Source organism: Collinsella sp. TM10-22, from assembly GCF_003466125.1.
Lineage (GTDB): Bacteria > Actinomycetota > Coriobacteriia > Coriobacteriales > Coriobacteriaceae > Collinsella.
This window is the reverse complement of sequence record NZ_QSOC01000001.1, coordinates 1-25865: the sequence shown is the minus strand read 5'-3', so window position 1 is coordinate 25865 and position 25865 is coordinate 1. Positions and strand designations below refer to the sequence as shown.

Genomic DNA, 25865 nt, shown 5'->3' with positions numbered 1-25865 from the left:
CTACTCACTCCCCTTCTCGTCGTTGGTGACGGGAATAAAGCCCGCCTCGCGAATCTGCTTGTCCATCTTTTCGGACGTCACGTAGTCGATGTAATCCTGCGCCTGCTGCGAAGGCGCACCCTTCACAAAGAAGTACAGGTCACGCGAGATGGGATAGCCGCCGCTCGCGACCGTCTTCTCGGACGCCTCAACATGATTGACCGAGGCGGCCTTGACCGAGGTCTTGGCGTTGAGGCTATCGACGAAGCCCAGCGAAATGTAGCCAATGGCACCGCGCGAACGAGATACCACGTCGCGCACCTGACCCGTGCCCGAAAGAACGGCCGAGCGACGATCGAACGGGGTACCGTCCATCACGATGGTGCGAAAGGCCTCACGCGTGCCGGACGCCTCATCTCGGTTGATGACCTGGATCTTCAGGTCCTCTCCGCCGACTTCCTTCCAGTTGGTGATCTTGCCGGCGTAAATATCGCGGAGCTGCCCGGTCGAGAGGTTATCGACCGGGTTATCGTCGTTCACGATGACCGCGATGCCGTCGTGCGCGATCACAATCGGGGTCAGGCCCAGATCCTGCTCGTCGGCATTGAGGCCGCGAGATGAGCTGGCGATATCGGCCGTGCCGTTGCTGACGGCCTCGATGCCCGCAGAGGAGCCCAGACCGGAGACAAGTACGTCGATGCCGGTCTCTTCCTTAAAGCCCTCGGCCGCAATCTCGGCAATGGGTAGGCAGGTGGTCGAGCCGGCGACGGTAATGGAAGAAGTAGAAGATCCCGAAGAACAGGCGCACAGCGTAAGCGTAAGCACGGCGGCGCTCAGGACCGATACGATCTTTCTCATAGCATCACGCCGATCGCAGCATGGCGCCCACAGGTGCCGTTCTCGTTACGGTAGGAATAAAAGCGGTCGTTCTGACGCACAGTCGAAAGCTGGGTATCCACGATATTATCCGCGTCGACACCGACATCTACCAGTGCCTCGCAAATGGCAGCGGAAAGATCGAGCATGCGAGAGATGCTCGCATCGATGCACGAGAACTCGGCAGCAAAGCGATCCATGAGTTCCTGGGACACCTCATATTCGTCACCCAAGATATGGGGACCGATATAGGCGGAAACGTCGCTCGCATCGCAGCCGGCAGCATCGCAAAGCGCCTGGCACGCCTTGGCGGAAATACGTGCAATCGTGCCCTTCCAACCGGAGTGCACCACGGCAAATCCGCCGGGGGCCACCAGCACCACGGGAACGCAGTCGGCAAAGCAGAGCAGCACGGGCACGTTATGCGCCGTACAGACGATGGCATCGCAGCCCTCGGCAATCTGCTCGCGAACGTCCTCAAGGTCATCGGCGCCGTTCGAGGTCACCGCAACGATATGGTCACCATGGATCTGATTGGGAACGAGCAGGTTGTGCTCGCACTCGGCGGCACCCATAGCCTCGAGCGCGCGACGACGATTTTCTTGAACAGCAAAGGGATCATCGCCAACATGCGAGCCCAAGTTGAGTGAGGAGTACGCATCTTCGGAAACACCACCGACGCGCTCGGTGAAGGCAAAGCGAACATAGGATGTCGCGCCCTCCACCAACGTAACTCCATCATGGTCGACACGCGAAACTTTGTCCGCACGCGCTGCCATACTAAAGCCTCCTAATAACACAAGTACGCGGCATCGCCGCTACAGCCCGCGTTTATACGGCTGTCATACTTCCTTAAAAGGATACCTGCTGCACTGGAGGCAATCGTAAAGGGAACGTAAAGAGATTGGAGGTTCTAGTTTACAAAGTCGAAATAAAAAGGGCGCATCCATACGGACACGCCCCTGTGCACAACAATGCAAAGAACGACTTAGAAGCTACCGCGCTTCAGGAAGTCGGGAAGCTCGAACTGATCGTTGCCGAAGTTAGGAAGCTCGGTGCCACCGACGTTGCGGGTCGGAGCGGCCTGAGCCGGGCTGGCGGCAGGAGCGGTGCGCTGCGGCTCAGCGGAGGCAGCGACCTTGCTCTGAGACTGCTGAGCAGCAAAGAGCTCGTCCTGACGGTTGACGTTGGAGTCGGAGAAGCCCGTAGCGATGACGGTGATACGCACCTGATCGCCCAGGGACTCGTCGACAACGGTACCGAAGATGATGTTGGCCTCGGGGTCGACGGCGTTGGCGACAACGTCGGCGGCGTCGCTGATCTCCTGGATGCCCAGATCCTTGGAACCGGCGATGGAGAGCAGCACGCGCGTGGCGCCATCGATGGAGCTCTCGAGCAGCGGGCTGGAGATGGCCTGCTGGGCAGCGTCGACGGCACGGGTATCCCCAGAAGAGGTACCAATACCCATCATGGCGGTACCGGCCTGCTTCATGATGGTCTTAACATCGGCGAAGTCCAGGTTGATGATACCGGGGACGGTGATGAGGTCGGTGATGCCCTGGGTGCCCTGGGAAAGGACGCCATCGGCAATCGCGAAGGCCTCGAGCATGGTGGTCTTCTTCTCGGCGATATCGAGCAGCTTATCGTTAGGAATGACGATCATGGTGTCGACGCAATCGGAGAGGGTCTTGATGCCCTCCTCGGCGCTCTTCTTGCGCTTGCGGCCCTCGAAGGTGAAGGGCTTGGTCACGACGGCGACGGTCAGTGCGCCGACCTCGTTCATCGCGATATCGGCAACGATGGGAGCAGCACCGGTACCGGTGCCACCGCCCTCGCCGCAGGTGATGAACACCATGTCGGCGCCAGCGAGCGCCTCGGCAATGTCGTCGCGGGACTCATCGGCAGCCTTGCGGCCAACCTCGGGGTTGGCGCCGGCGCCCAGGCCGCGGGTAAGGTCGGTGCCGATGTGCACCTTGATATCGGCATCAGAGATCGCGAGTGCCTGAGCATCGGTGTTGATGGCAACAAACTCGACGCCGCGAATGCCCTCTTCGATCATTCGATTGACCGCGTTGGTACCGCCGCCGCCGACGCCGACCACCTTAATGACGGCAAGGTAGTTGTTGATCTCTGTCTCGTGCATGTCGGTCCTCCGAACAAAGGTTATAGCCATAGCATGGGTCGACCCCTGCGCACATTAACCTTCAGGTTGAAAGTAAATGCAAAGGTAAACCGTATTATGTTTGCACATTATGAACGTATCAGTCAAATAATTGACCGTGAAAACCAAACAAACCAGATAAACGGCGTGGTATGGCCCCTCAACAAAGCATCAACCAGCGCTACGAGGTCGGAGCGTTCCTGAATGTGTAGTTGCCCGGAGAGCGCACATTGATATACGTTACGCCCTCTACCTGCGAAAGCAACTTAGTGACTACGCGTTCTTTCTTGGCGATATCGTCCGAATCGCCCAGCGACACCTCAATGCCGTTATTGAGGTTTGCCGAGATGGCTTCGACCGAAGGCGTGGAAATATCCTTGACTTGTCCCAAGAACTCGCTCGAAAAACCACGCACATAATCCAAGCCAGCCTTAACGGCCTTGGAGCTCACCGCCTGGCCGGAAACCGGAGCGACATCCGCCGAGACATCAGTCAGCAACACCGCGCCATAGTGTTTAGCGAGCGCCAGTGCGGCATCAATGCCGGTCAGGGTATTTGAGCCCTGCCCTGTCGTGATGACGTTGCCCTGGTCGTCCACTTCGACCGACGTCGACAGCGGGGCGATCCAGGTGTCATCATCACCGATGGCCCAGGCAAGGTCATCGGAGCTGATATAGGCAATTGCGATGACCTTGCGCTCCATCGGCGTAATGATGAGCGTATGCGGGAACTGACGCTGGACATCCACGCCCGAGACCCACGGGTTCTGCTTGAGGTCCTCGGTAATCTGGTCGGGATTGACGTTAAAAAGCGACGTTCCCTCGGGCAAATCGATCAGCTGGACAGCATCGTGCTTCGTCACATGCTCGCTGCCTTGAATCTGAATATCAGTGGCGGTAAACAATCCAGAGTTGATCACCACGATGGCAACGACGACGAGCACGGCCAAGACGGCTAGAACGCCGCCCAGGATTTTGCCTTTGCCTGCAACGACAGAAGCGGCGTCTGATGTTTTATTTGCCATCGCCCCAAGTGAAGACAACGGGTTGACGCCTTTTTTACCCGAAGGCTTCTCGGCGGTAGCCGACACCGATGTCAGCGAGCGCGGTTTCGATGCGCCTAGCATGCGACCCGGACGCGCCGCTTTAGTTCCCGTCGAGGGCTTAGGAGCTGCCATGGGACGGGCAGGCTTGGCGCCCATAACAGGCTTTGACGTCACCGAGGGACGCGAGGACTTTTTTGCGGCCGGACGATTACCGAGCTGCGAGCCGACGACCGGACGACTGGTCTGTCGAGCATGCCCGACAGACTTAGAGTGCGCGACGGTATTGCGTTGAGGTTTGGCAGGCGCGCCGGAACGCCCTCCGGCGCGGCGGAAGGTGGGTTTCGATGCTCTAGAAGCCGAGGAATTTAACTTCCGGTCTGAGCTCGATGCCATACGCCTCCCTCACCTTTCCGTGCACATGTCTGATAACCGCGGCAACGTCATCGGCCGAGGCAGTTCCGTTATTAACGATAAAATTAGCGTGAACGGGCGAAACTTCCGCGCCGCCAATCGAAAAACCCTTTAATCCACAATCCTCGATAAGCTTGCCCACACTCGCATCGGGCGGGTTGCGAAAGACCGACCCGCAGGATGCGCGACCCATGGGCTGTGTACGCTTGCGCCTCGTCAGGTACCGCTCCATGCGCTCGCGAATGTCGGCCTTGGGCGCCGGTTTAAGCTTGAGCACGCACTCGAGGATAATCTCATTGCGGGGAAGGCTACATTCGCGGTAGCCCCAAGTGATCTCGGACCCCGCATAATGCTTGATACCGGATGCCGGGTCAAACGTTACGACATCCTCGACCAGCGAGCCAATCCACTCGGTCCGTGTGCCGGCATTCATAGATATCGCACCGCCGACCGAACCAGGGATGCCAACGGCAAACTCAAGGCCCGAGAGGCTACGCGACAGGGCATCGTTGACCAGGCGCGCAAACATCACGCCCGCACCGACCGTCAGCGTACAGCCGTCATCGGCAACAACCGTGCGCTGAAACTCACGTCCGAGCGAAATGACAGCACCGCGATAACCACCATCGGCAACCAGCAGATTGGAGCCCTTGCCGATGATGACCCACGGCACCTGCTCGCGATCGAGCACCGCCACGGCGCGGCGGAGGGCATGATAGCTATGGCACGTCACGAAGAGGTCGGCCTTGCCGCCGATACGATAGCTCGTATGACGCGCAAGGCGCTCGTCCTCGATCACATCCGTGTCGATCATGCCCGAGAGCGCCATGACGGCGTTAAACAGACCCATTTGACTTAAGCGTCTTTCTTGGCAGTCAGATACTCGATGAACTCGGGACCGACGGTCGTAACGTCACCGGCACCCATGGTGAGCAGCAGGTCGCCCTCGCCCACCATCTGCTCGAGCTCCTGATTGAGCTCAAGACGGCTGGAGCAGTACACGACCTCCTTGCCAGGATGCTTGGCGCGCACGGTATCGGCGAGCATCTTAGAGGTGACACCCGGAATGGGCATCTCGCCAGCCGAGAACACATCGATCAGCAGCAGTTTATCGGCATTGGCAAATGCATCGGCAAAGTCGTCGCACAGGGCCTGCAGGCGCGAATAGCGGTGCGGCTGGAATACGACGTCGACGTGCTTGTAGCCCAGCGACGAAGCGGCAGCAAGCGTCGCCTTGATCTCAGTGGGGTGATGGCCGTAATCATCGACCACGGTGATGCCATCGATATCGCCCACGTGGGTAAAACGACGGCGGACGCCCTCAAAGCTCGAGAGCGCCTTGGCGGCGGCGTCGATGTCAAGGCCCAGGACATGGGCGACGGTGAGCACCGCCGTGGCGTTGAGCATGTTGTGGCGACCGGGATTGCTCTTGATCTCCACAGCGTGCTCAGTGCCGTCCTCAAAGCGAACGATAAAGTCACTCTGGATGCCCTTGACATCCGGATGCACGCAGACGACATCGTTGCTCTCGGCAAAGCCGTAGGAAAGCACGTGACGGCCCGTCGACTTGGCGAGCTCGACCAGATGCGGATCCTCACCGCAGACGATGACGGTGCCGTCCTCGCCCACCAGGCTCATGAATTTGGCGAAAGTTGCCTCGATCTCCTCGATACCCGAGTAGTGATCGAGGTGGTCGGCCTCGACGTTGGTCACAATGACCACGTTGGGGTTCAGGAACAGGAAGGAGCTGTCGGACTCGTCGGCCTCGGCGACAAAGTAGTCGCCCGAGCCGTTCTTGCCGTTCGTGTCATAGCCCTCGACGATGCCGCCGATCAAGAAGCTCGGATCCAGGCCCATGCGGTCGAGCATGGTGGCGCACATCGAAGACGTGGTGGTCTTGCCATGCGTGCCGGCAACAGCGACGGTGGTGTAGCCGTGGCCCAAAGCAGAGAGCATCTTGGCACGGGGCCACACGGGAATACCAAGCTCGCGAGCGCGCACAAGTTCAGGGTTAGACTCCGGAATAGCGGTGGAGACAACAACCACGTCGGGCTTGACCTCGTCGATCGTGGCGGCCTCATGGCCCACATGCACCTTCACACCAGCGCGGGTAAGCTGGCGGATATAACGTGACGTCTTAAGGTCAGAGCCGGTAACGGCATAACCGCGCTCGTGCAGAACGAGGGCGATGCCACTCATGCCGGCGCCGCCGATACCGATAAAGTGGGCGCTCTTAAACTTGGGCGCGGAGGTTGCAGTCTGGGAATCAGCCATGTGCTCGTGTACTCCTTGCGTAAACACTGCCTGTAACCCGTTAACTGTACCGCACCTACCGCATCAGCGCGAGGGCGACCGACGATATCCCGTCTAACTAACGCAAACCCTCTACCGCATCCGCCAGAAGAGCGGCGGCCCTATCCTGAGCCAGACCACGCGCCGCCTGACGCATGGCGTCGCGCGCCGACGCATCATCGACCAGGTGCAGCAGCTCATCGGCAAAGGCAGAACCGTCGATATCGGCATCGGCGCAAAGTACGCCGGCCCCGGCGTCGACCAGATAACGGGCATTGGTGGTTTGGTGGTCGGCCGTCGCATGCGGATACGGCACGAGCACCGAGGGCACGGCAAGCGCAGCGATCTCGGCCACGCTCGATGCGCCCGAACGCGAGAGCGCCAAATCGGCAGAAGCCAGCATATCGCCCATGTTGTCGATGTAAGACTGGACGCGGTAACGCTTCGCTTCCTCGGGCGTCAGCGCCAAAGCGCGCTCGGTCTCCTCAAAGCCGTCGGCACCCGTCGAATGCAACACATAGAGGTTCTTGCGCGAAAGCAGCTCGTTTTTGAGCGAAACCACGCGCTCGTTGAGGTGCTGGGCGCCAAGTGAACCGCCAAAGACGAGCAGCAGCGTAGCGTCCTCGGGAACGCCAAGTGCCTTGCGGCCGCGAGCGCGATCGCCCTCGATCACCGAGCGACGTACGGGGTTGCCGGTCATGAGCACATGGTCAGGGTCGCCTTCGCGCTCAAAGACCGCGCGCGCTGCCGGCACCGAGATGCACACGCGGGCGGCGTGGGAGTTCATCATCTTGTTGGCCAGGCCCGGAACAGAGTTCTGCTCATGCAGCAGATACGGAACGCCCGCGCCCTTGCACCACCCCAGCAGCGGAACCTCGACATAGGCACCAAAACCGATGCCGGCATCGGGCTTGCCGACCTTTGAGAAATAACTGGCGAGCGCACGCTTGGCCTTGTTGACACGCCACAGCGAGGTCAGCGCCGTCCAAGGACGGGAGCGGTCGAAGCCCGTGACCGTAATGGGCACAAAATCAAACCCGGCCTCGGGGACCAGACGACCCTCGAGCTTGCGCGACTGGCCCACGAACACAACGTAGTGACCACGGTCACGCAGCTCTTCGGCCAAGGCGAGCGCAGGGTTGATGTGTCCTGCCGTGCCGCCGGCTGCAATAGCAACGGTCATCTTATCGGTCATGGTAGTCCCTTCGTACACGCGGTCCCTGGTCGTCGGTGCGCAGACGCGCCGACGGGTCCGAGTTCAAATCGATTCGATTATATCCGCCGCCCGCGTTGCGAGGGCTGGGGCGCTGCGGACGACCTTGCGGAGCCGTTCGCGGGCGTGGACGGGCTACCGGCTCGGATGCAGAACCATCCAGAACGGTAAAGCCGCTACGCGAAGGTCGTTCACCGCGCACATGGGCAACGCCGGCGGTGCTCTCGTCCATAACGGCAAAGCTCTCACGGCGGCGGTCATGCTCATCGCGGCGGGCGCTCTCGTACGAAACGCGCAGGATCAACCCGGCGAGCATAAGCGACACAATAATCGACGAGCCGCCGTAGCTAATAAACGGCAGCGGCTTGCCCGTCATGGGAAACACATTGAGAATGCCCAGCGCGTTGATCAAAAACTGCACCGCAAGGATGACCGCGGAGCCAGACGCCATAAGCGCTCCGCGACGGTCGGTCGCCTGCTCGGCAATGCGAAACGCCGAGTAGATCAGCATCGCAAACACCAAGAAGAACAGCACGGTTCCGACAAAACCGGCCTCCTCGCCAATGATGGCCAGGATGTAGTCGTTGTGCGCCTCGGGCAGATACGAGTACTTCATGGTTGAGTTGCCGATGCCACGGCCGAACAGGCCGCCCGAGGCAAAGGCCATGATGGCAAGCGTGGCCTGATAGCCGTCACCATACTCGTCGGCCCAAGGGTTCAAGGCAACCTGAATACGCACCATACGGTACGGCTCTGCAACAAGCGCAATCACGATCACGAGAATGCCGAAGATTATCACGCCGAGGATGAATTTGGGGTCGAGACCCGCGAACAACGCCATGCACATGAGGGTCAACAGGATAATCAGGACGGTACCGAAATCGGGCTGGATAAAGATCAGAAAGAGCGAAATGCCCAGGTAGATGCCCATCTTGCGAAGGAATTCGTTGATGTTGCCACCGGGCGAAAAGAAGCGGTCGAGCATGATGGCCGAATACGCGATGGCAAATGGCTTTAAAAACTCGGAAGGCTGGAACTGAATGCCGGCGATGTTGAGCCAGCGCGTGGCGCCACGGCTGCCGCTGCCCACCAAGAAAACCAGCAGAAGCAAGAGCATCATGCCGATAAGGAAGATCCTGAGCACATCCTCCCCAAACCAGCTGTCCGGCAAAACGCGCACGATGGCAATCAGCGCTAGAACACCGATCGCGGTAAACGCGGCCTGTCGACCCAAAAAAAACGTCGCCGAGCCATTCTCGTGCAGCGCCTCGACCGAAGATGCCGAGTACACCATCAGCAGGCCAAAGCACACCAAGGTAAACAGGCAGGCCATGAATATCAAACGGGGGCGCATGATACGGGCGGGAACGCCGGCAATATAGCGTTCGCTAAACGTCTGCCCGCCGCGACCGGAACGCGGATTGCTGCGCCACGAGGAAGCACGGTCCGAGTCGGGCCTCCTCATACCTTGTCGGGGGCTCTCCTCTCTCACCGGCAGCCCCTATTCCATTTGCGATTTCGCCGCAGCGGCAAGCTGGGCAACATAGTCCTTAAACACGCGGCCGCGCTCCTCATAGCCCGAGAACTCATCGAACGAAGAGCAGGCAGGAGAAAGTAAGATCACGTCGCCACGGCTCGACAGCGAACGGGCAACGTCCACGGCGTCGCGTAGGTCATCCGCCTGGGCGATATCCACATCGCCATCGACATCGGCCTCGTCCATAGCGGCGGTGAAGCGCTCGCGTGCATCGCCAAAGCAGACGACCGAGCGTACGTTATCCATAACGAAGCGCGCGAAGTCCGTGAGCGGCGTGCCCTTATCGTGGCCGCCGAGCAGCAAGATCACATCGTCACCGGGAAATGCCGTCAGGGCCTTCTCGACCGCATCGGTGTTGGTCGCCTTGGAATCGTTGACGTAGCGCACGCCGTCAATCTCGCCACACGGCTCCACGCGGTGCTCGAGCGGCTGGAACGAGGCCAGGCCGCGACAGACACCATCGACATCGGCACCGACTGCCAAGGCAGCCGTGGCAGCGCACAGGGCATTGATAACATTGTGATGGCCCGAGATCTTGAGCTCGGATGTAGCGATCAGCGGGGTCTCGACGCCCTTCAGGCGCACGATCATCTTGCCATCGCGCACAAAGGCGACATCCTCGCCCTCAGGCTCGTCAAAGGCAACCTTGCAGATGCGACGACCCGGCGTGTAGATGTACTCATCGAACTCGTGAATGCCGGCGTCTTCGACGTCGACAACCACCAGATCGTCATCGCCCATATTGTCAAACAGTTTGACCTTGGCAAGCGCGTAGTTCTTATGGCTCTTATGCCAGCCCAAGTGGTCTGGAGTGATGTTGAGCAGCACCGCCACGCGAGGGTGGAGCTCGGTGGTCGTAGCAATCTGATAGCTCGAGAGCTCAGCCACAAACCACTCGTTGTGGGCTCGGCCGTCAATCTCGTTGACCGGCGGCTCGCCGATGTTGCCGACAGCTACGCTGGCCTCGCCGGCAGCCTTGAGCAGATAATCAGTCAGCGACGTGGTGGTCGTCTTGCCGTTGGTGCCCGTGATGGCAATCCAGTTATCGGGCGACAGGCGATAGGCAAACTCGGGCTCACCCATAATCTGGGCGGCATGCTCGTGCCCGGCCTTAAAGAAGCCCGAGAACTCCGAGATGCCCGGGCACGTCACGCATACGTCATAGGCGCCCTCGACCTGTTCGGTCCCATAGACAAACGACGCACCAGCAGCCTCGAGCGCACGCGTGGCGTCATTGGGCTCAGAGGTGCCGCCGCCATACACGGTAACGGCGCTTACGCGCTCGGGATGCGCCAGCGCCCAGCGGGCGACATCGAGACCGGATTTGCCCTGACCCAAAACGAGCAGGCTAAAGACATCAGCAAGAGGCATGAAAGACCACTATCCCAACTGGAAGAACAGAGCAAGGCCAACGGCACCAAAGGCCGCAGCGATAATCCAAAAACGGATGACGACCTTGGTCTCGGCCCAGCCCTTCTTTTCGAAATGATGATGGATGGGCGCCATAAGGAAGACGCGCTTGTGCGTAAAGTGGAAGTAGACAACCTGAATCATGACCGAAAGGGTCTCAACGATAAACAGGCCGCCGATGATGAGGGAGACGACCTCGGTGTTGGTCATGATGGACGTGCAGGCAAACGCGGCGCCCAGGGCAAGCGATCCGGTATCGCCCATAAAGATGCTCGCCGGATAGCAGTTGAACCACAGAAAGCCCAAGCAGGCACCGGCACACGCGGTGCAGAAGATGGACAGGTTCACGTCTCCGTGCAAAAATGCCATGGCAGCCATGGCGAGCATGGCAATCATGGAGGTACCGCCAGCAAGACCGTCAAGGCCATCGGTCAGGTTCACGGCATTAGAAAGACCGGCAATCATCAGCCAGCAAAAGACAATATAGAGCCACGGGAACGAATAGCCGCAGATGGTAGTCGAAAGTACGCCAAGGTCGATCGTCAACCCACCGGGAAAACGAATCTCGGGGGCGACGCCGCACCAGTTGACGGCAAGTACCGTAAAGGTGACACAGATAATGGTTAGGCCGATCATCTTGGCATGGGGCGTCAGACCGAGCGAGCGCCCATGCGTAACGGAGGTCAGGTCGTCGATCAGGCCCAGCACGCCGGTCGCCAGCGTGGCGAGGAGCACGAGCACGAGCTCGGTGGTGAGCTTGCCCATCAGCAGGCAGGTCAGCGAGATCGCGACGAGGATGACAACGCCACCCATGGTGGGCGTTCCCTGCTTAACCAAATGACGCTTGGGGCCGTCGGCACGAACCTGCTGGCCGATACCCTCAACCTTGAGCAGCTTGATCCACCACGGCATGAGCAGCAGCGCAATGGCGGCGGCGATGCCAAGCCCCAAAAAAGCCTGATACGTTGGATACGAGGGATTGCCGAACATGGGCTAGCACACACCTTCCACAAAGCGGTCGAGCTCAACAAAGCGGGAACCCTTGACCAGTACAACATCATGTTTTTCAAGCGCGCCGCCCATGCGGTCGAGCACCTGCTGATAATCGGAGAACACCTGGATGCGGTCCTCGTCCATGCCCATCATGCGCGCGGCATCGGCCATAAGCTGGGCCAGTTCACCACCCACGCACGCCAGCATGTCGAGCTCCTTGGCGGCGGCATAGGCGCCCACGAGCTCATGCATGCGAGGAGCCTCATCGCCCATCTCGCCCATCTCGCCCAGGATCGCCATGCGAGACCCCGTGCACGAAAGCGAGCACAATAGATCGAGACCGGCAGCCATCGATTCGGCGCTAGCGTTATAGGAGTCATCGATGATGCGTGCACCGCTCTTGGCGCGCTTGATCTCCTGGCGGTGTCCGGTGATCGTGAGGCCCCTAAAGGCAGCATCGATCTGCTCGGGCGTCACGCCCAGGCGATAGGCAACCGCGGCGGCCTTAACGGCATTAGGAACGGACTGCACGCCGGGGATGGCAAGCATGGTATCGATCGTCTCGCCCTGGCCAAAATCGAGCGTAAAGACCGGACGGCCCTCGTCATCAACACGAACGTCGCGGGCGCGGACCTCATCATCGTCCGAGACGCCGGCAAGCATCACGTCGATACCAGCAGGCTGGGCGAACGTATCGCGAATGAACGGCGTAAAGTCGTCCTCGCCACCCAAAACCAGCAGCGGCAAATAGTCGCCGGCGGCGCACATGCCCTGGACAATCTCGGCCTTAGCGCGGGCGATGTTCTCGCGGCTGCCCAAAATACCGATATGAGAGGTACCGATCTTGCTCACAATGGCAAGGTTGGGATTGGCGGACTGGGACAGGCGCTCGATCTCGTGGAAATGGTTCATGCCCATCTCGAGCACCAGGACCTCGGTATCGGCCGGGGCGGAAAGCACCGTGAGCGGCATGCCGATCAGGTTATTGAAATTGCCCTTGGTGGCCCAGACACGATAGCGCTTGGCGAGTACAGCGGCGAGCACGTCCTTAGTCGTCGTCTTGCCGATGGAACCGGTAATGCCAACGACCAGGCAGCCAAGCTCCAGGCGATACGCGTGCGCCAAATGCAGCAGAAACTCCTCGGGATCATCGGTCAGCAGGATGGCACAGCCCTTGTCCTGCGCCAGCGAGACCAGCTCGGCCTCGGGCTCGCGCGTCATCACGACGGCGCCGGCACCCGACTGGACGGCACGGGAAGCAAAATCATTGCCGTCGACGTTTTCACCGGGAAAGGCGACGAAAATCGTCCCTTCCTCGACCTGGCGCGAGTCGATAACACACCCGCGGCATACCCGATCGACTTCTCCCGTCACGGTTCGGGTCCCTGTTGCGGCCGCGAGGTTGTTGACGGCGATCTCTATCATTGCAGCTCCCCTGTAAACCTAATAATGCTATCGGCGTATTGTATCCCAGCGCCGCGCATGCGTGGTGCAGGGCATGTGAACACCCCTCATATGGGACAACAAACCACGCCCCAAAGATTGTAACCCCCTACTTCGTGCGCGGGATACCCAGCACGTCGAGCGCGTTGGCCATAATGGACTGGAACGGCACCGCAGCGGCATCTGAGCCGCTCGGCGTTCCGTCGAGCGTGATATAGCACAGCACCTTGGGCGATTGCGCCGGCGCAAAGCCCATAAAGGACGACATGTAGTTCTCCTTGAGGTAGCCGCCGTTCTCGTCGGCACGTTCGGCCGTACCGGTCTTGCCCGCCACGTCATAGCCGTCAACCGCGCCGCCAACGCCCGTTCCCTCGGACACGACCGTCTGCATGCACGATGTCACCTGCGATGCGGCGTCCTCCGAAATCGCGCGCTCGCCTTCGCCCCAGTCCTTCTCGTCGCCTTTGCTGGACTTATAGAAGTGTGGGGTCATCATCACGCCGCCGTTGGCGATGCCGCCCACGGCACGTGCGATCTCAATCGGCGAGACAGACAGCGCCTGCCCAAAGCTCATCGAGCCCAGCGTGGCGCCGTCATACTGGTCACGCTCCTTGACGATGCCCAGGCTCTCGCCCGGAAAATCGACACCCGAGCTGTGACCGATGCCCCACTTGTCCACATAGGCGGCAAAGTCGTCGGCACCGATTTTGCGCCCCACCAGGACAAAGCCCACGTTGGACGAACGGCGCATCATCTCGCGCACATCCATGGTCATGGCATAGTCGCGCTTGTCGGCATCGGTGACGGTATCGTCGCCCACCTTGATACTCGCCGGCACCTCAAACGACGTACTCGATCGCACTACGCCCAAGTCGAAGCCGGCGCCCGCCACGAGTGTCTTAAAGACCGAGCCGGGCTCGTAGGCGTCGGTTACCAGGCGCAGGTTCATATCCTCGGTCTTGGCGTTTGCCAAATCGGTCTGGTCGTAGGTCGGATACGAGCAGGCGGCGAGAATTTCGCCGGTCGTGGGGTCGGTGACCAAAGCCGAGCCGTTCTTGGCCTTTGTCTTCTCGACAGCCTCTGCCAGAGCGTCCTCAGCCGTACGCTGGATATTGACATCGAGCGTCGTCACGATATCAACGCCGTCGACCGCAGCCACCTTTTTATAGGCACCGCCCGCGATATAGCTGCCGTCCCTCGCGCGCTCGCGTACGAGAGAACCGTTCGTGCCGGTCAAAAGCTTGTTGTATTGCTTTTCGAGACCCGTCAAGCCGTCGTTGTCTACATTCACTACACCCAGCACCTGCGATGCCAGATTGCCGTATGGATATACGCGCTTCATGGCCTGCTCAAAAAGCACGCCGGGCAGGTTCTTCTTCTCCAGCGCCGCAGCATCGTCTTCGTCCACCTGGCGCTTGATATACACCCAGGTTCCATCGGACTCGACGAGCTTACGGCAGGTCTTTTTATCGATTCCAGTTGCCTTGACCAGCGCCGACACCGTCTTGTCAACATCCTCGACAAGCTGCGGGTTCACGGCGATGTTGCGACATTCGACCGACGACGCCAGCACGTTACCGTTGCGGTCGTAGATGGTGCCACGTTTGGCATAGAGGGTCTGTACAAGCAGGCGCCGCGCATCGGCACGCTCGCGCAGTTTATCGGCTTCGACAATTTGATAGTCGGCAAGGCGAAAGACGCCCAAGCCCAAGCCAAGCCCAATGAATCCCATGACGGCTTTGCGGCGAGGCAGCGGCGTGCCTGTGAGCCATTCGGTCGACGAACTCTTGCGCGACCTGGTGTTATGCACTTGAGGGCCGCCCGAGCCGCGAAGTCGCGACGCCGGGTCGTTGCCACGGGACCGCCCGGCGTTGTAAGATTGCCGACCCGTTCCTTGATAACCAGAACGTCCCCGCGACGAGGGACGTCCAGAACCGCGGCCCCCATCGGAACCGCGGCGATAGTCATTTGTCATACTCAGCTACCGTCTTGCTACTGAGCGGTCGCGGTCGCGTTGGCGCCCGCGGCTGCATCCTGCGAAAAGTCAAGTGTAACGCTCTCGCTGGGCTCCACCATGCCATAAGCGCCCGCAAGGTCGCGAATGCGCGTGTCGGCGCCATAGACCGAATGCATGACCTCCAGGTCGGAGCTCTCATCGGTCGCCTTTTCGAGCGTGTTGGTTAGCTCGGCGTTGCTGTTGAGCACCTGGGCCGTAACGCCGGCGAGCGCCACGCGGGCGACGCCGATCGTCATGAAGATAGCCGCAATGATGCAAAACGTTTTAAGAACGCTCATGAAAACCGGGCTTACCGCCTGGTTTGCCTGACGGCCCGCGCCCGTGTAGACATCAAAGCGCGGCGTGCGCTGCTCACGGGGAGCAACGGGGGCCTGCGGTGTCTCACGATAGGCGGGCATGGCGTTCATATCATAGGCAAGTGCTGCGCTTGAAGTGTTGTAGCCCATGATATGCCGCCTCCCATCCCGAGTACGTTGGTAGTGTGTTTAAGCTTCGTTTATGGTGCGAGCGGGAGGTCCAATATCGCGCGGTCGCGCCTACAGACGCTGCGCCACGCGGATTTTGGCTGATCTCGCCCGAGGGTTGCGCTCAACCTCATCAGGCTGGGCAACCAAGGGTTTGCGGGTGATGACCTTGAGTATCGGCACGTTGCCGCACACGCACACCGGAATCTCCGGCGGACACGTGCACCCCTGGCTCATCTCCTTAAAGTGGTTCTTTACGATACGGTCCTCGAGCGAGTGATACGAGATGACGCAGATACGTCCGCCCGGGTTGAGCCACCTGGTGGCGGCATCAAGCCCTCGTTCGAGCACATCGAGTTCGTGATTGACCTCGATGCGAATGGCCTGAAAACTTTTCTTGGCCGGGTGTCCGCCATGCCGACGAGCGGCAGCCGGGATACCCGCCTTGATGATCTCGACAAATTGGCCGGTGGTTTCGATCGGTTCTTGCTCGCGGCGGCGCACGATCTCGCGCGCGATCTGCGAGGCGAACTTCTCTTCGCCGTAGACGCGTAGAATCCGGGCGAGGTCGTGTTCGTTATAGGTGTTGATGACCTCAGCTGCGTTTAAGGTGTTATTACCCGGATCCATCCGCATGTCCAATGGGGCGTCCTCGTTATACGAAAAGCCCCTGCCAGGGATATCGAGTTGCGGTGACGAAACGCCCAAATCGAACAGGAAGCCATCGACCCCGGGCACCTCGGCCGAGCAAAGCAGCTCGTCCAAGTCGCCGAAGTTGCCCTTCAGCAGCTGGTGCGGAACGCCGGGAACCTCGCGGTCCAGACGGGCGCCAGCGGCCTCGAGGGCCATGTCGTCCTGATCGACGCCGAGTAAAAGGCCCGTCTCCCCCACCTGCGCAGCCATCTTTACCGAATGGCCGGCACCGCCAAGGGTGCAATCGCAGACAACGGAGCCGCTCTTTAGCCGCAGCGACTCAAGCACTTCGCCGAGCATGACAGGTTCATGCCGATATTCTTGTGTCAAGATCCCACGCTCCATCCGTTACCCGTGCCTTGCCCTTACGAGAAGAAGAGGTCCAGCAGGGCCTCGTCGTCATCATCCTCATCGGCCGCGGCGCGATCCCAAACCTCAAGGTGGTCGTAGTTGCCCACAACCGTGACCTCGCGGTCGAGGTTCGCTTGCTTGCGGAGAGACTCGGAAAGACCGATACGACCGGCGCTGTCCACGTCCATCGACGTGGTGCGTTTGTTGATCGCCCTCATGAGCTTCTGGTCGTTGATGTCGCGCGGGTTAAAACCCTCGTGGCCCTCACGACCCGCGAAGAGTCCTTCGACCCACTTATCGAAGGCCTCGGCAGAGAACACGTACAGAGCATCGACATCCAGGGCTTTGAACACGCGAACGTGCTCTCCAAGCTCCTCGCGAAGGGGTGCAGGCAGGGACAGACGGCCTTTTGCATCGAGATTGCGCTCGTATGCACCAGTCATTCCCATGTGCGCCCTCCCCTCGGTTACTCAGATGGCACGTACGCGGGGAACCACCCCGCCTGTCGACGTCATTAATAATATGGGGAACCGCCCCATTTTTCAACACCTTTCCCCACCCCTTCCCCCACTCCGCCCCACCACTCCACCCACCATATATTGCAAAACACCCCCAATCATATGTTCGAAAACACAATATGTTGTGTTTACAGCAACGGCGGGATGCCACCTGTGGCATCCCGCCGTTCAATCTCAACCTTCAAGTTGACCTTGAGGCGATTTTTGCGTCCCTTTACATCCCGTTCACATCGCCCCCAAACTCCCCCACCCAAGGCACGTGCGGCCCACCACCGCGACGACATGTGGCGAAAAATAGAACGGGCCCCAGATTGCCCATGCGCGCGCAAAAGCACGCCGCGGCAATCTGGGGCCCGTTCCAAATATCTATTAATTTGCAGGTCAGCGATGTGCTAACGATGTGCCAGCGGGTGCGCTGCCAGATAGACCTCGGTCAGTTGCGTACGATCGACATGCGTGTAGACCTGCGTGGTCGATATATCGGCATGTCCCAAAATCTCCTGTAGCACACGGAGATCCGCGCCGCCCGCAAGCATATGAGTGGCAAAGGAGTGACGCAGCGTATGGGGGTGGAGTCCCACCAACCCCACCTGGCGTCCGTAGCGCTCACAGATGGCATGGATGCCCTGGCGCGACAAACGGCGGCCGTTCTTATTTAAAAAGACCGCCGAGGTCTCGGTTCCGCGGGCATGGGCCGCCAAGCGAGAACGCCCCTCAGTTACATAGAGCGTCAGAGCTCGCGCCGCGCTTCCCACCAGCGGGGACAGGCGTTCCTTTGAGCCCTTACCGCGGACGAGCACAAAGCCATCGTCGATATGGATATCGCCCACATCGAGCCCCACCAACTCGCTCACACGCAAACCGCATCCGTAGAGCACTTCCAAGATGGCATGGTCGCGCAAGCCCATCTCGCCCTCGGGGAAGTCTTGATCGAGCAGCGCCGAGACATCCTCCACCGATAGATACTCCGGCAAACGCTCAGCTTTTTTAGGCAGGCGCAACGCCGCCGTTGGATTTTGGGCCACAGCCCCATCGCGCACCAAAAAGGCATGCAGGCCCTTCACTGCCGCAAGCGCACGCTCCACCGAGGCATCGGAATAGCCCCCATCGCGACGGTCGGCGACAAAGCCCTCCACGACCTGACGGGTCACCTCTTCAAAAGACATGATGCCCGCCCGCTCCAGATAGACGCAGTACGTCGTCAGGTCACGACGATAGGCCGCAATCGTGTTGCGCGCCAAACCCCGCTCGACCGCGAGGTAATCGAGATACTCCCCCGCCGCCACGGCGAGCGACGAGGGAGTAGCTCCGGTATGTTCTTTGTTCGCCGGCACCCTTAGTCCGTAGCGAGGTTCATGGGCGTCACCTGCAGGCGATCGACACCCTCGTGCCGACCGATCGAGGCACGCACGAACTCTCGGAACAGCGGCTGCGGGTTGGTCGGACGGCTCTTGAACTCGGGGTGAGCCTGGGTTGCCACATACCACGGATGCACATCGCGCGGCAGCTCGACCATCTCGACCAAGCGCTCGTCGGGCGAGAGGCCAGAGATAACCAAGCCGGCGTCCTCGAGCTGGTCGCGGAAGGCGTTGTTGAACTCAAAGCGGTGACGGTGACGCTCGTAGACGAGTTCCTCGCCATATGCCTCGCGAGCAAGGGTATCGGCGGCGAGCTTGCACGGATAGGCGCCCAGGCGCATGGTGCCGCCCTTCTCGGTCACGTCCTCCTGCGAGCTCATCAAATCGATGACGCTAAACGGGCCGTCCGGATCGAACTCAGAGGAGCTGGCGCCGGCAAGGCCGACGACGTTGCGGGCGAACTCGCACACGGCCACCTGCATACCCAGGCAAATGCCCAGATACGGAATCTTGTGCTCACGGGCAAACTCGGCCGCGAGGATCTTGCCCTCCAGGGCGCGCTTGCCAAAGCCGCCGGGGACCAGGATGCCCGAGGCGTCGCCCAGAACCTCGGAGACATTCTGCTCGTCGAGGCTCTCGCCGTCGACCAGCTGGACGTCCACATGGCGATCGTAGAAGACGCCCGCATGGTGCAGGGCCTCGATAACCGACAGGTACGCATCGGGCAGCTGCGTGTACTTGCCCACGACGGCGATCTTCACCTTGTCGGTGTGATGGTTGGCGTGATTCTGTTTGCGCAGGAACTCGTTCCACTCGCTCATGTCGCGCTCACGCGGATCCAGACCCAGACGCTCGCAAATGCGCAGGTCAAAGTCCTGCTCGGCAAGCAGCTGCGGCACGTCGTAGATGCTCGCGCAGTCCTCGTTGGTAAAGACGCAGTCGGTGTCGACGTCACAGAAACTCGCGATCTTGCCGCGGATGGCGTCGTCAATATGGTGATCGGAGCGTAGCACGATGATGTCGGGCTGGATACCAAAGCTGCGGAGCTCTTTGACGGAGTGCTGTGTGGGCTTGGTCTTGACCTCGTGGGCGGCAGCAATATAGGGAACGAGCGACACGTGGATGTAGCAGACGTTCTCGGGGCCGGCCTCCTTGCGGTACTGACGGATGGCCTCGACAAACGGTTGGGACTCGATGTCGCCGATCGTGCCGCCCAGCTCGGTGATGACTACATCGGAGCCGGTCTGCTCCTCGATGCGGCGAAACTTGTCCTTAATGGCATTGGTGACGTGAGGAATCACCTGCACGGTACCGCCCAAAAAGTCGCCGCGACGCTCGCGGGCGATTAGGCTTTTGTAGATGGCACCGGTCGTAAAGTTGGAATCGCGGGTCAGGTTCTCATCAATAAAGCGCTCGTAATGACCCAGGTCCAGGTCGGACTCGTAACCGTCCTCGGTAACGAAGACCTCACCATGCTGGAAGGGACTCATGGTACCGGGGTCGACGTTCAGATACGGGTCGGCCTTTTGCATCGTTACTTTGTAGCCACGCGACTTGAGCAGACGGCCCAGCGAGGCCGCGGTAATACCCTTGCCCAGGGACGAAACCACGCCACCGGTTACGAACACATGCTTGGTCATATTGAGTTACCTGCGCTTCCCGTAGAAGTTGTTTATCCACATCTTACGGGTCTTCATTGTAATACTCGCGCCGCGGACCGTTCGCATTTTTTCTCGCGTGCGATTGCATTTCTCAGTCTTGAAACAAAACGCCGCCCGGTTTCCCAGGCGGCGCTGTTATGGCAAGGGCTACACGCTGCTATCGATCAGCAACCTCGTCCTCAAGCATTTCTTGAACGAGCATACCGGTACGGACGCCCTCAAGATACCACTCGCCACGTTCGGTGAGGCAAATGCCATTTGCAAGCTGACCGCCGTCGTCGCTATAACGCGAGACGACATCAATCATGCCTTCGGAATCCAAGCGATCGATTGCGGCGCGGGCACGATACGGCGAAACCCCCACGCACTCGGCAAGCGTTTTGCGCGAGAAACCATACGGCCCGCCATTGTCTTCGGTTTGCTGGTCGATCTCCATCAACACCAGCACCTCGACACGCTTCATATCGTTGACACTCGCACGACCCTTGCCCGCCATAGCAGCCTCCTCAAACCGAGCACGAGCATTTAACGCGCCGTGCGCGACCGGCGTATCCCGCAAAGGATGTTACATCAGCGTTATTGTATACCGCTCAAATCACTTTTAGGCAGGTAAACGGGCTATTTTTAACCCAAACAAAGACAATGTTGATAAATTAAGCCGCATAGGGCATATACCCCATGCGGCCTAATCAGACCAATCGTCTCGTTTTAGCGGTGAAAGAATCCACGACGCTCGAATTTAGGCTCGCAGCACACGTTGATGCCCAGCTTGCGCAGCACCGTCTCATCAGTCGGCGAGATGATAACGCTAAAGAAGGCGTCGCAGCCACGGAGCTGCTCCAGGCCCGAAAGGACACGGGCGGCAGTCTCGCTCGTAGCCGAGGTGATCGACAGCGCCATAAGCGTCTCGTCGGTATGGAGGCGAGGGTTTTTGCTACCCAGGAAATGCGTCTTGAGCTTGCTGATGGGCTCGATCGCCTCGTCGCTGATGACTTCGAGCTCTAGGTCCACGCCCGAGACATGCTTGAGGGCGTTCATGATCAGCGAGCTCGCGGCACCCAGGCGCGTTGAGGTCTTACCGGTCACAACAGAACCGTCCGGCATGACCATGGCGCCCACGGGACCGCCCGTCAGTTGCTCTCTGGTGAGGGCAGCCGAGCGCGCCGGCGAATAGTTCTTATCGATGCCGGCCTTTTTCATGATGAGTTTGAGACGATCGACCTGTTCGTCGCCCACGCCGGTACGGCGCACGCTTTCAACTGCGGCAAAATAGCGGCGCACGATCTCCATCTTGGAGGCATCACGGCAGGCATCGTCGTCGGTAATGGCAAAGCCAACCATGTTGACGCCCATGTCCGTAGGGCTCTGATAGGGGCTCTCGCCCAGAATCTTTTCCATAAGGGCGCGAACAACCGGGAATGCCTCAACATCACGGTTGTAATTGACCGTGGTCTTGTTGTAAGCCTCAAGATGGAACGAATCGATGATGTTGGCATCGTCAAGGTCTGCCGTGGCGGCCTCGTAGGCGATATTGACCGGATGCGTCAGAGGAAGATTCCAGACCGGGAAGGTCTCGAACTTGGCATAGCCAGCGGCGGTACCGTGCTTATGCTCGTGATACAGCTGCGACAGGCAGGTGGCAAGCTTGCCCGAGCCAGGGCCGGGTGCCGTCACGACAACGAGCGGACGCGTGGTCTCGACAAACTCGTTCTTGCCGTAGCCTTCGTCAGAAACAATCAGATCGACATCGTGCGGATAGCCCTCGATGGGATAATGCAGCTTGGCGGGAATACCGAGCGCGTTCAGACGATTGCGGAAGACATCGGCAGCGGGCTGGCCGGCATACTGCGTGATTACCACGGCGGCAACGGCAAATCCATTCCCTCGGAACAGATCGACCAGGCGCAGGACGTCTTCATCATAGGTAATACCCAAGTCGCCACGGGCCTTGTTCTTCTCGATATGGTTCGCATTGATTGCAATGATGACCTCGACGTCATCGGCGATGCTCTTGAGCATGCGAAACTTGCTGTCCGGCTCAAAGCCCGGCAGCACGCGGCTGGCATGATAGTCATCGAACAGCTTGCCGCCAAACTCCAAATACAGCTTGCCGCCAAACTGCGAGATGCGCTCCTTAATATGAGCAGCCTGCAGCGCGATATACTTCGCATTGTCGAAACCCTGGCGCATGTATGGCTCCCGTCCCGTTTCCATTTAATGTTCTAGGCGATTATAACGGAGCCCGCCCTCCCCGATACCCAGACCATCAACAGGCACCAACCAAACACGCCCACCGCAACCACCGGGGACCCGAGGTAGCTCATTTGGGACGGGAAACAAGGCACTCAGCACCAACAATGGCAGCGCCGCAGGTTGAGCATAAGCCAGCGAAAGCCCGCCAGAGCGAGCAAGGTGACGTGAAAGAGGAGGGCATAGGCCTTTTGGCCATGCCCGACGATTGAACGTCAGATTGCCGCTCTGGCGGGCTTGCAGCGTCGAGTGGTTCCGGCGTTTGGTAAAACGCCGGAACACAAGAGCGCCTCCCCCCGCGCACGGAACGGGAGGAGGCTAAAGGTAGGAGTCTACCGGTGGGGTTACCCCACCGGACAGACGATGACCAGGTGATCCTTTACAGGATCGTCATGGTTTCCGTGGGGTACCCAAGGGGTACTTAGAGCATCACGCAAGCGATGGTCAGGATGACGGCGCAGACGACGGAGAGAGCGACGATGAGCTTAAGAGCAAACTTGAGCCAGGTCGTCCACTCGATCTTGGCCAGGGCAAGACCGCCCATGATGGCGCCAGAGGTCGGGGTGAACAGGTTCACGACGCCGATGGCGGCGGAGAAGATCATGACCATGACCTCGGGCGAGAAGCCGAGCTTAACAGCCAGCGGTCCCATGATGGGCATGGAGACAGTAGCCATACCGGAGGTCGAGGGGATCAGGAAGGACAGGCCAAAGTAGACTAGGAAGCTCATGGGAGCGAAGATCACGCCGGACAGACCAGCCAGAGCATTGGCGGCAGCGTCGAGGACGTAGACGTCGAGGCCGGTGCTAGCCATGAGGACGGAGATACCACGGGCGAGAGCGATGACGAGGACAACGGACATCATGTCGGCAGCGCCGGTGATGAAGGTGTTGACGATCTGCTTCTCGGACAGGCCACCAATGATACCGATCAGGATAGCCATGAGGAAGAACCAAGTGGAAGCCTCGTCGAAGTACCACTGGCCAATGGGCAGGCCGGTGATCAGGGCAGACCAGCCCTGAACGATGGCGTTACCGTCGGCGTCATAGACAGCGCCAGCATCGAAGAAGTTGGCGACGCCCTCGTTGAGGTCGGCCAGCGGGATGAAGCCGACGATCATGACGACGAAGGTGAAGGCAAAGGCGATCAGAACACCCTTCTGACGACCGGTGAGCTTGACCTCCTTGTTAACCTCGGAAGCAGCCTTGCCGTGAGCCTCTTCGGCGTCCTTGAGCTCCTGCATCGAAAGGATGGTGGAACCCTTGTCAGCCTTGACCTTCTTGGCATAGCTCATGACGAAGACGATGGACATGGCAGTGGTAACAATCCACAGGACGGCACCGAGGCCGATGATGATGGACTGGTTGACCTCAATGCCAACGCCGGTCAGAGCGTCGACGGCAGCGCCGACGGCGAACGGGTTAACCGTGGAGCCCAGGCAGCCGCAGCCAGCGCCGAGCAGGACGGTAGCAGCGCCGACCATGGGGTCGAAGCCAGCAGCCATCATGGTAGCGGCGAGCAGGGCGTAGAAGGGAACGGTCTCCTCGCACATACCATAGGTGGTACCACCGAGGGAGAAGATGAGCATCAGCACGGGAATGAGCATGATCTCGTTGCCCTTAAGCTTCTGCACCAGAACGGCAATGCCGTTGTCCAGGGCGCCGGTCTCGGTCATCATGCCGAGGAAGCCGCCGAGGATCATAACGAAGAGGCAGACGGGCAGAGCGTCAGCGAAGCCCTTGACCGGGGCGGTGCAGAAATCGCTCAGGCGGGCAGCGGTAACCGCGCCGCCGGACGTACCGGAGACGATAACGGTAACAACCGCGACAATTGCCAGCAGAGCAAGAAGAATGGTGAACGATGAAGGCATACCGCGCTTTTTCTTAGCGGTCTCAGTCATAGTTCTCATCCCCCCTTCATAAATCATTTACTGATCTCGCCCAAAGCGGCTCTTCCGTGCCGTGCATGTCGCTCGGTGCGAGATTTTTACCAGACAAAAGCGCTCGGGGTGCGCAGCAATGCACCCCGAGCGAGATGCTAGATGCTCTTACTTGAGCGTAGCGTACATGACAGCCTTGATGGTGTGCATGCGGTTCTCAGCCTCGTCGAAGACCTTGGAAGCGGGGCTCTCGAAGACCTCGTCGGTGACCTCCTGCTCGGTGATGCCGAACTGCTCGCACTTCTCGGCGCCAATCGTAGTGTTGGTGTCGTGGAAGCTGGGCAGGCAGTGCAGGAAGATGGCACCCGGGTTGGCCATAGCCATGACCTCGGAGGTGACACGATACGGGGTGAGCTGAGCGATGCGCTCGGCCCAGACCTCGTCGGGCTCGCCCATGGAGACCCACACGTCGGTGTAGATGACGTCGGCACCGGTGACGCCGTCCTTGACGTCGGTGGTCAGCTTGATGGTGCAGCCGTTGGCCTCGGCGATGGGCTTGCAGGCCTCGATGACGTCGTCAGCGGGCATGCACTCCTCGGGGCCGCAGGCCACGAAGTTCATGCCGAGCTTGGAGCAGACAACCATGAGGGAGCGAGCGACGTTGTTCTTGCAGTCACCCATGAAGACGAGGGTCTTGCCCTTGATGTCGTAGTTGAAGTTCTCCTGGACGGTCAGGATGTCGGCGAGCATCTGAGTGGGGTGCCACTCAGTGGTCAGGCCGTTCCACACGGGCACGCCGGACTTAGCGGCGAGCTCCTCGACGTCGTCCTGGGCAAAGCCACGGAACTCGATGCCGTCATACATGCGGCCGAGAACGCGGGCGGTGTCCTCGATGGACTCCTTCTTGCCCATCTGGGACGAACCGGGATCGAGATAGGTGACGCCCATGCCCAGATCCATGCCGCCGACCTCGAAGGCGCAGCGGGTACGAGTGGAGGTCTTCTGGAAGAGCAGGACGATGTTCTTGCCCTCGAGATAGCGGTGCGGAACGCCAGCGCGCTTCATATCCTTGAAGTTCTTGGAGAGCTTGAGCAGGTACTCGATCTCCTCGGTGGTGAGGTCGAGAAGCTTGAGGAAGCTACGGCCGGAGAGGTTAACACCCATGGTTCGTTTCCTTTCGAAGAAATGAATTCCTTAATTACTTACGTAATGCTACCCGTTTGACGGGCGAAACCGGTGCGGTTGTAGGGAGACCGCACCGGAAACGAAAAGACTTAGAGGTCCTCGCGCCAGAAGGGCATGCTCATGCAGCGC

At 59.8% G+C, this 25865-nt stretch carries 21 protein-coding genes; all 21 read right to left on the bottom strand.

Going from position 1 to position 25865, the window contains the following annotated elements:
• Positions 1 to 837 (bottom strand): phosphate ABC transporter substrate-binding protein, encoded by an 837-nt coding sequence (locus DXD94_RS00105; protein ID WP_117734953.1) that lies wholly within the window; start codon positions 835 to 837, stop codon positions 1 to 3.
• Positions 834 to 1634 (bottom strand): polyphenol oxidase family protein, encoded by an 801-nt coding sequence (locus DXD94_RS00100; protein ID WP_117734952.1) that lies wholly within the window; start codon positions 1632 to 1634, stop codon positions 834 to 836. Before DXD94_RS00100 ends, DXD94_RS00105 begins: the two co-directional genes overlap by 4 nt.
• 209 nt (positions 1635 to 1843) lie before the next feature.
• Entirely contained in the window at positions 1844 to 2998 is a 1155-nt protein-coding gene (gene ftsZ, locus DXD94_RS00095) for a cell division protein FtsZ (RefSeq protein WP_117734951.1), read from the bottom strand.
• Between the two features lie 199 nt (positions 2999 to 3197).
• On the bottom strand, positions 3198 to 4040 hold the full coding sequence (locus DXD94_RS00090; RefSeq protein ID WP_117762844.1) for a cell division protein FtsQ/DivIB: 843 nt from the start codon (positions 4038 to 4040) through the stop codon (positions 3198 to 3200).
• A gap of 370 nt (positions 4041 to 4410) precedes the next feature.
• Complete coding sequence (murB, locus tag DXD94_RS00085; protein ID WP_006234257.1) at positions 4411 to 5322, bottom strand: UDP-N-acetylmuramate dehydrogenase; 912 nt, start codon at positions 5320 to 5322, stop codon at positions 4411 to 4413.
• A 5-nt stretch (positions 5323 to 5327) separates the two neighbouring features.
• Positions 5328 to 6746 carry a UDP-N-acetylmuramate--L-alanine ligase gene (gene murC, locus DXD94_RS00080; protein WP_117734949.1) on the bottom strand — a complete coding sequence of 473 codons (1419 nt, stop codon included), beginning with the start codon at positions 6744 to 6746 and terminating at the stop codon, positions 5328 to 5330.
• Positions 6747 to 6843: 97 nt separating this feature from the next.
• Positions 6844 to 7959 (bottom strand): undecaprenyldiphospho-muramoylpentapeptide beta-N-acetylglucosaminyltransferase, encoded by a 1116-nt coding sequence (gene murG, locus DXD94_RS00075; RefSeq protein WP_117762843.1) that lies wholly within the window; start codon positions 7957 to 7959, stop codon positions 6844 to 6846.
• Positions 7949 to 9442, bottom strand: a complete 1494-nt coding sequence (gene ftsW, locus DXD94_RS00070) for a putative lipid II flippase FtsW (protein WP_117762842.1) — start codon at positions 9440 to 9442, stop codon at positions 7949 to 7951. The genes murG and ftsW overlap by 11 nt, the downstream gene beginning before the upstream one ends.
• Positions 9443 to 9478: 36 nt before the next feature.
• Positions 9479 to 10885 carry a UDP-N-acetylmuramoyl-L-alanine--D-glutamate ligase gene (gene murD, locus DXD94_RS00065; RefSeq protein ID WP_117762841.1) on the bottom strand — a complete coding sequence of 469 codons (1407 nt, stop codon included), beginning with the start codon at positions 10883 to 10885 and terminating at the stop codon, positions 9479 to 9481.
• 9 nt (positions 10886 to 10894) lie between these two features.
• Positions 10895 to 11914 carry a phospho-N-acetylmuramoyl-pentapeptide-transferase gene (mraY, locus tag DXD94_RS00060; RefSeq protein ID WP_089571579.1) on the bottom strand — a complete coding sequence of 340 codons (1020 nt, stop codon included), beginning with the start codon at positions 11912 to 11914 and terminating at the stop codon, positions 10895 to 10897.
• 3 nt (positions 11915 to 11917) lie between these two features.
• Complete coding sequence (gene murF, locus DXD94_RS00055; RefSeq protein ID WP_117762840.1) at positions 11918 to 13342, bottom strand: UDP-N-acetylmuramoyl-tripeptide--D-alanyl-D-alanine ligase; 1425 nt, start codon at positions 13340 to 13342, stop codon at positions 11918 to 11920.
• 127 nt (positions 13343 to 13469) lie between these two features.
• The gene (locus tag DXD94_RS00050) at positions 13470 to 15170 is read right to left on the bottom strand and encodes a peptidoglycan D,D-transpeptidase FtsI family protein (RefSeq protein WP_370448111.1); all 1701 of its coding nucleotides are present in this window, start codon (positions 15168 to 15170) and stop codon (positions 13470 to 13472) included.
• 182 nt (positions 15171 to 15352) lie between these two features.
• The gene (locus DXD94_RS00045) at positions 15353 to 15823 is read right to left on the bottom strand and encodes a hypothetical protein (RefSeq protein WP_022094483.1); all 471 of its coding nucleotides are present in this window, start codon (positions 15821 to 15823) and stop codon (positions 15353 to 15355) included.
• A 90-nt stretch (positions 15824 to 15913) separates the two neighbouring features.
• Entirely contained in the window at positions 15914 to 16879 is a 966-nt protein-coding gene (gene rsmH, locus DXD94_RS00040) for a 16S rRNA (cytosine(1402)-N(4))-methyltransferase RsmH (protein ID WP_006234266.1), read from the bottom strand.
• Positions 16880 to 16899: 20 nt separating this feature from the next.
• Entirely contained in the window at positions 16900 to 17334 is a 435-nt protein-coding gene (locus tag DXD94_RS00035; RefSeq protein ID WP_006234269.1) for a division/cell wall cluster transcriptional repressor MraZ, read from the bottom strand.
• A gap of 461 nt (positions 17335 to 17795) precedes the next feature.
• Positions 17796 to 18737: a site-specific tyrosine recombinase XerD gene (gene xerD / locus DXD94_RS00030; RefSeq protein WP_199406619.1), complete on the bottom strand. Its 942-nt coding sequence runs from the start codon at positions 18735 to 18737 to the stop codon at positions 17796 to 17798.
• A gap of 2 nt (positions 18738 to 18739) precedes the next feature.
• Positions 18740 to 20401: a CTP synthase gene (locus tag DXD94_RS00025; protein ID WP_117762838.1), complete on the bottom strand. Its 1662-nt coding sequence runs from the start codon at positions 20399 to 20401 to the stop codon at positions 18740 to 18742.
• 178 nt (positions 20402 to 20579) lie between these two features.
• Positions 20580 to 20918 carry a hypothetical protein gene (locus DXD94_RS00020; protein ID WP_117762837.1) on the bottom strand — a complete coding sequence of 113 codons (339 nt, stop codon included), beginning with the start codon at positions 20916 to 20918 and terminating at the stop codon, positions 20580 to 20582.
• A 212-nt stretch (positions 20919 to 21130) separates the two neighbouring features.
• On the bottom strand, positions 21131 to 22612 hold the full coding sequence (locus DXD94_RS00015; RefSeq protein WP_117743749.1) for a DUF1846 domain-containing protein: 1482 nt from the start codon (positions 22610 to 22612) through the stop codon (positions 21131 to 21133).
• Between the two features lie 481 nt (positions 22613 to 23093).
• Entirely contained in the window at positions 23094 to 24581 is a 1488-nt protein-coding gene (locus DXD94_RS00010; RefSeq protein WP_369831392.1) for a YfcC family protein, read from the bottom strand.
• A 138-nt stretch (positions 24582 to 24719) separates the two neighbouring features.
• The gene (gene argF / locus DXD94_RS00005; protein ID WP_006234279.1) at positions 24720 to 25715 is read right to left on the bottom strand and encodes an ornithine carbamoyltransferase; all 996 of its coding nucleotides are present in this window, start codon (positions 25713 to 25715) and stop codon (positions 24720 to 24722) included.
• Positions 25716 to 25865: the final 150 nt, after the last annotated feature.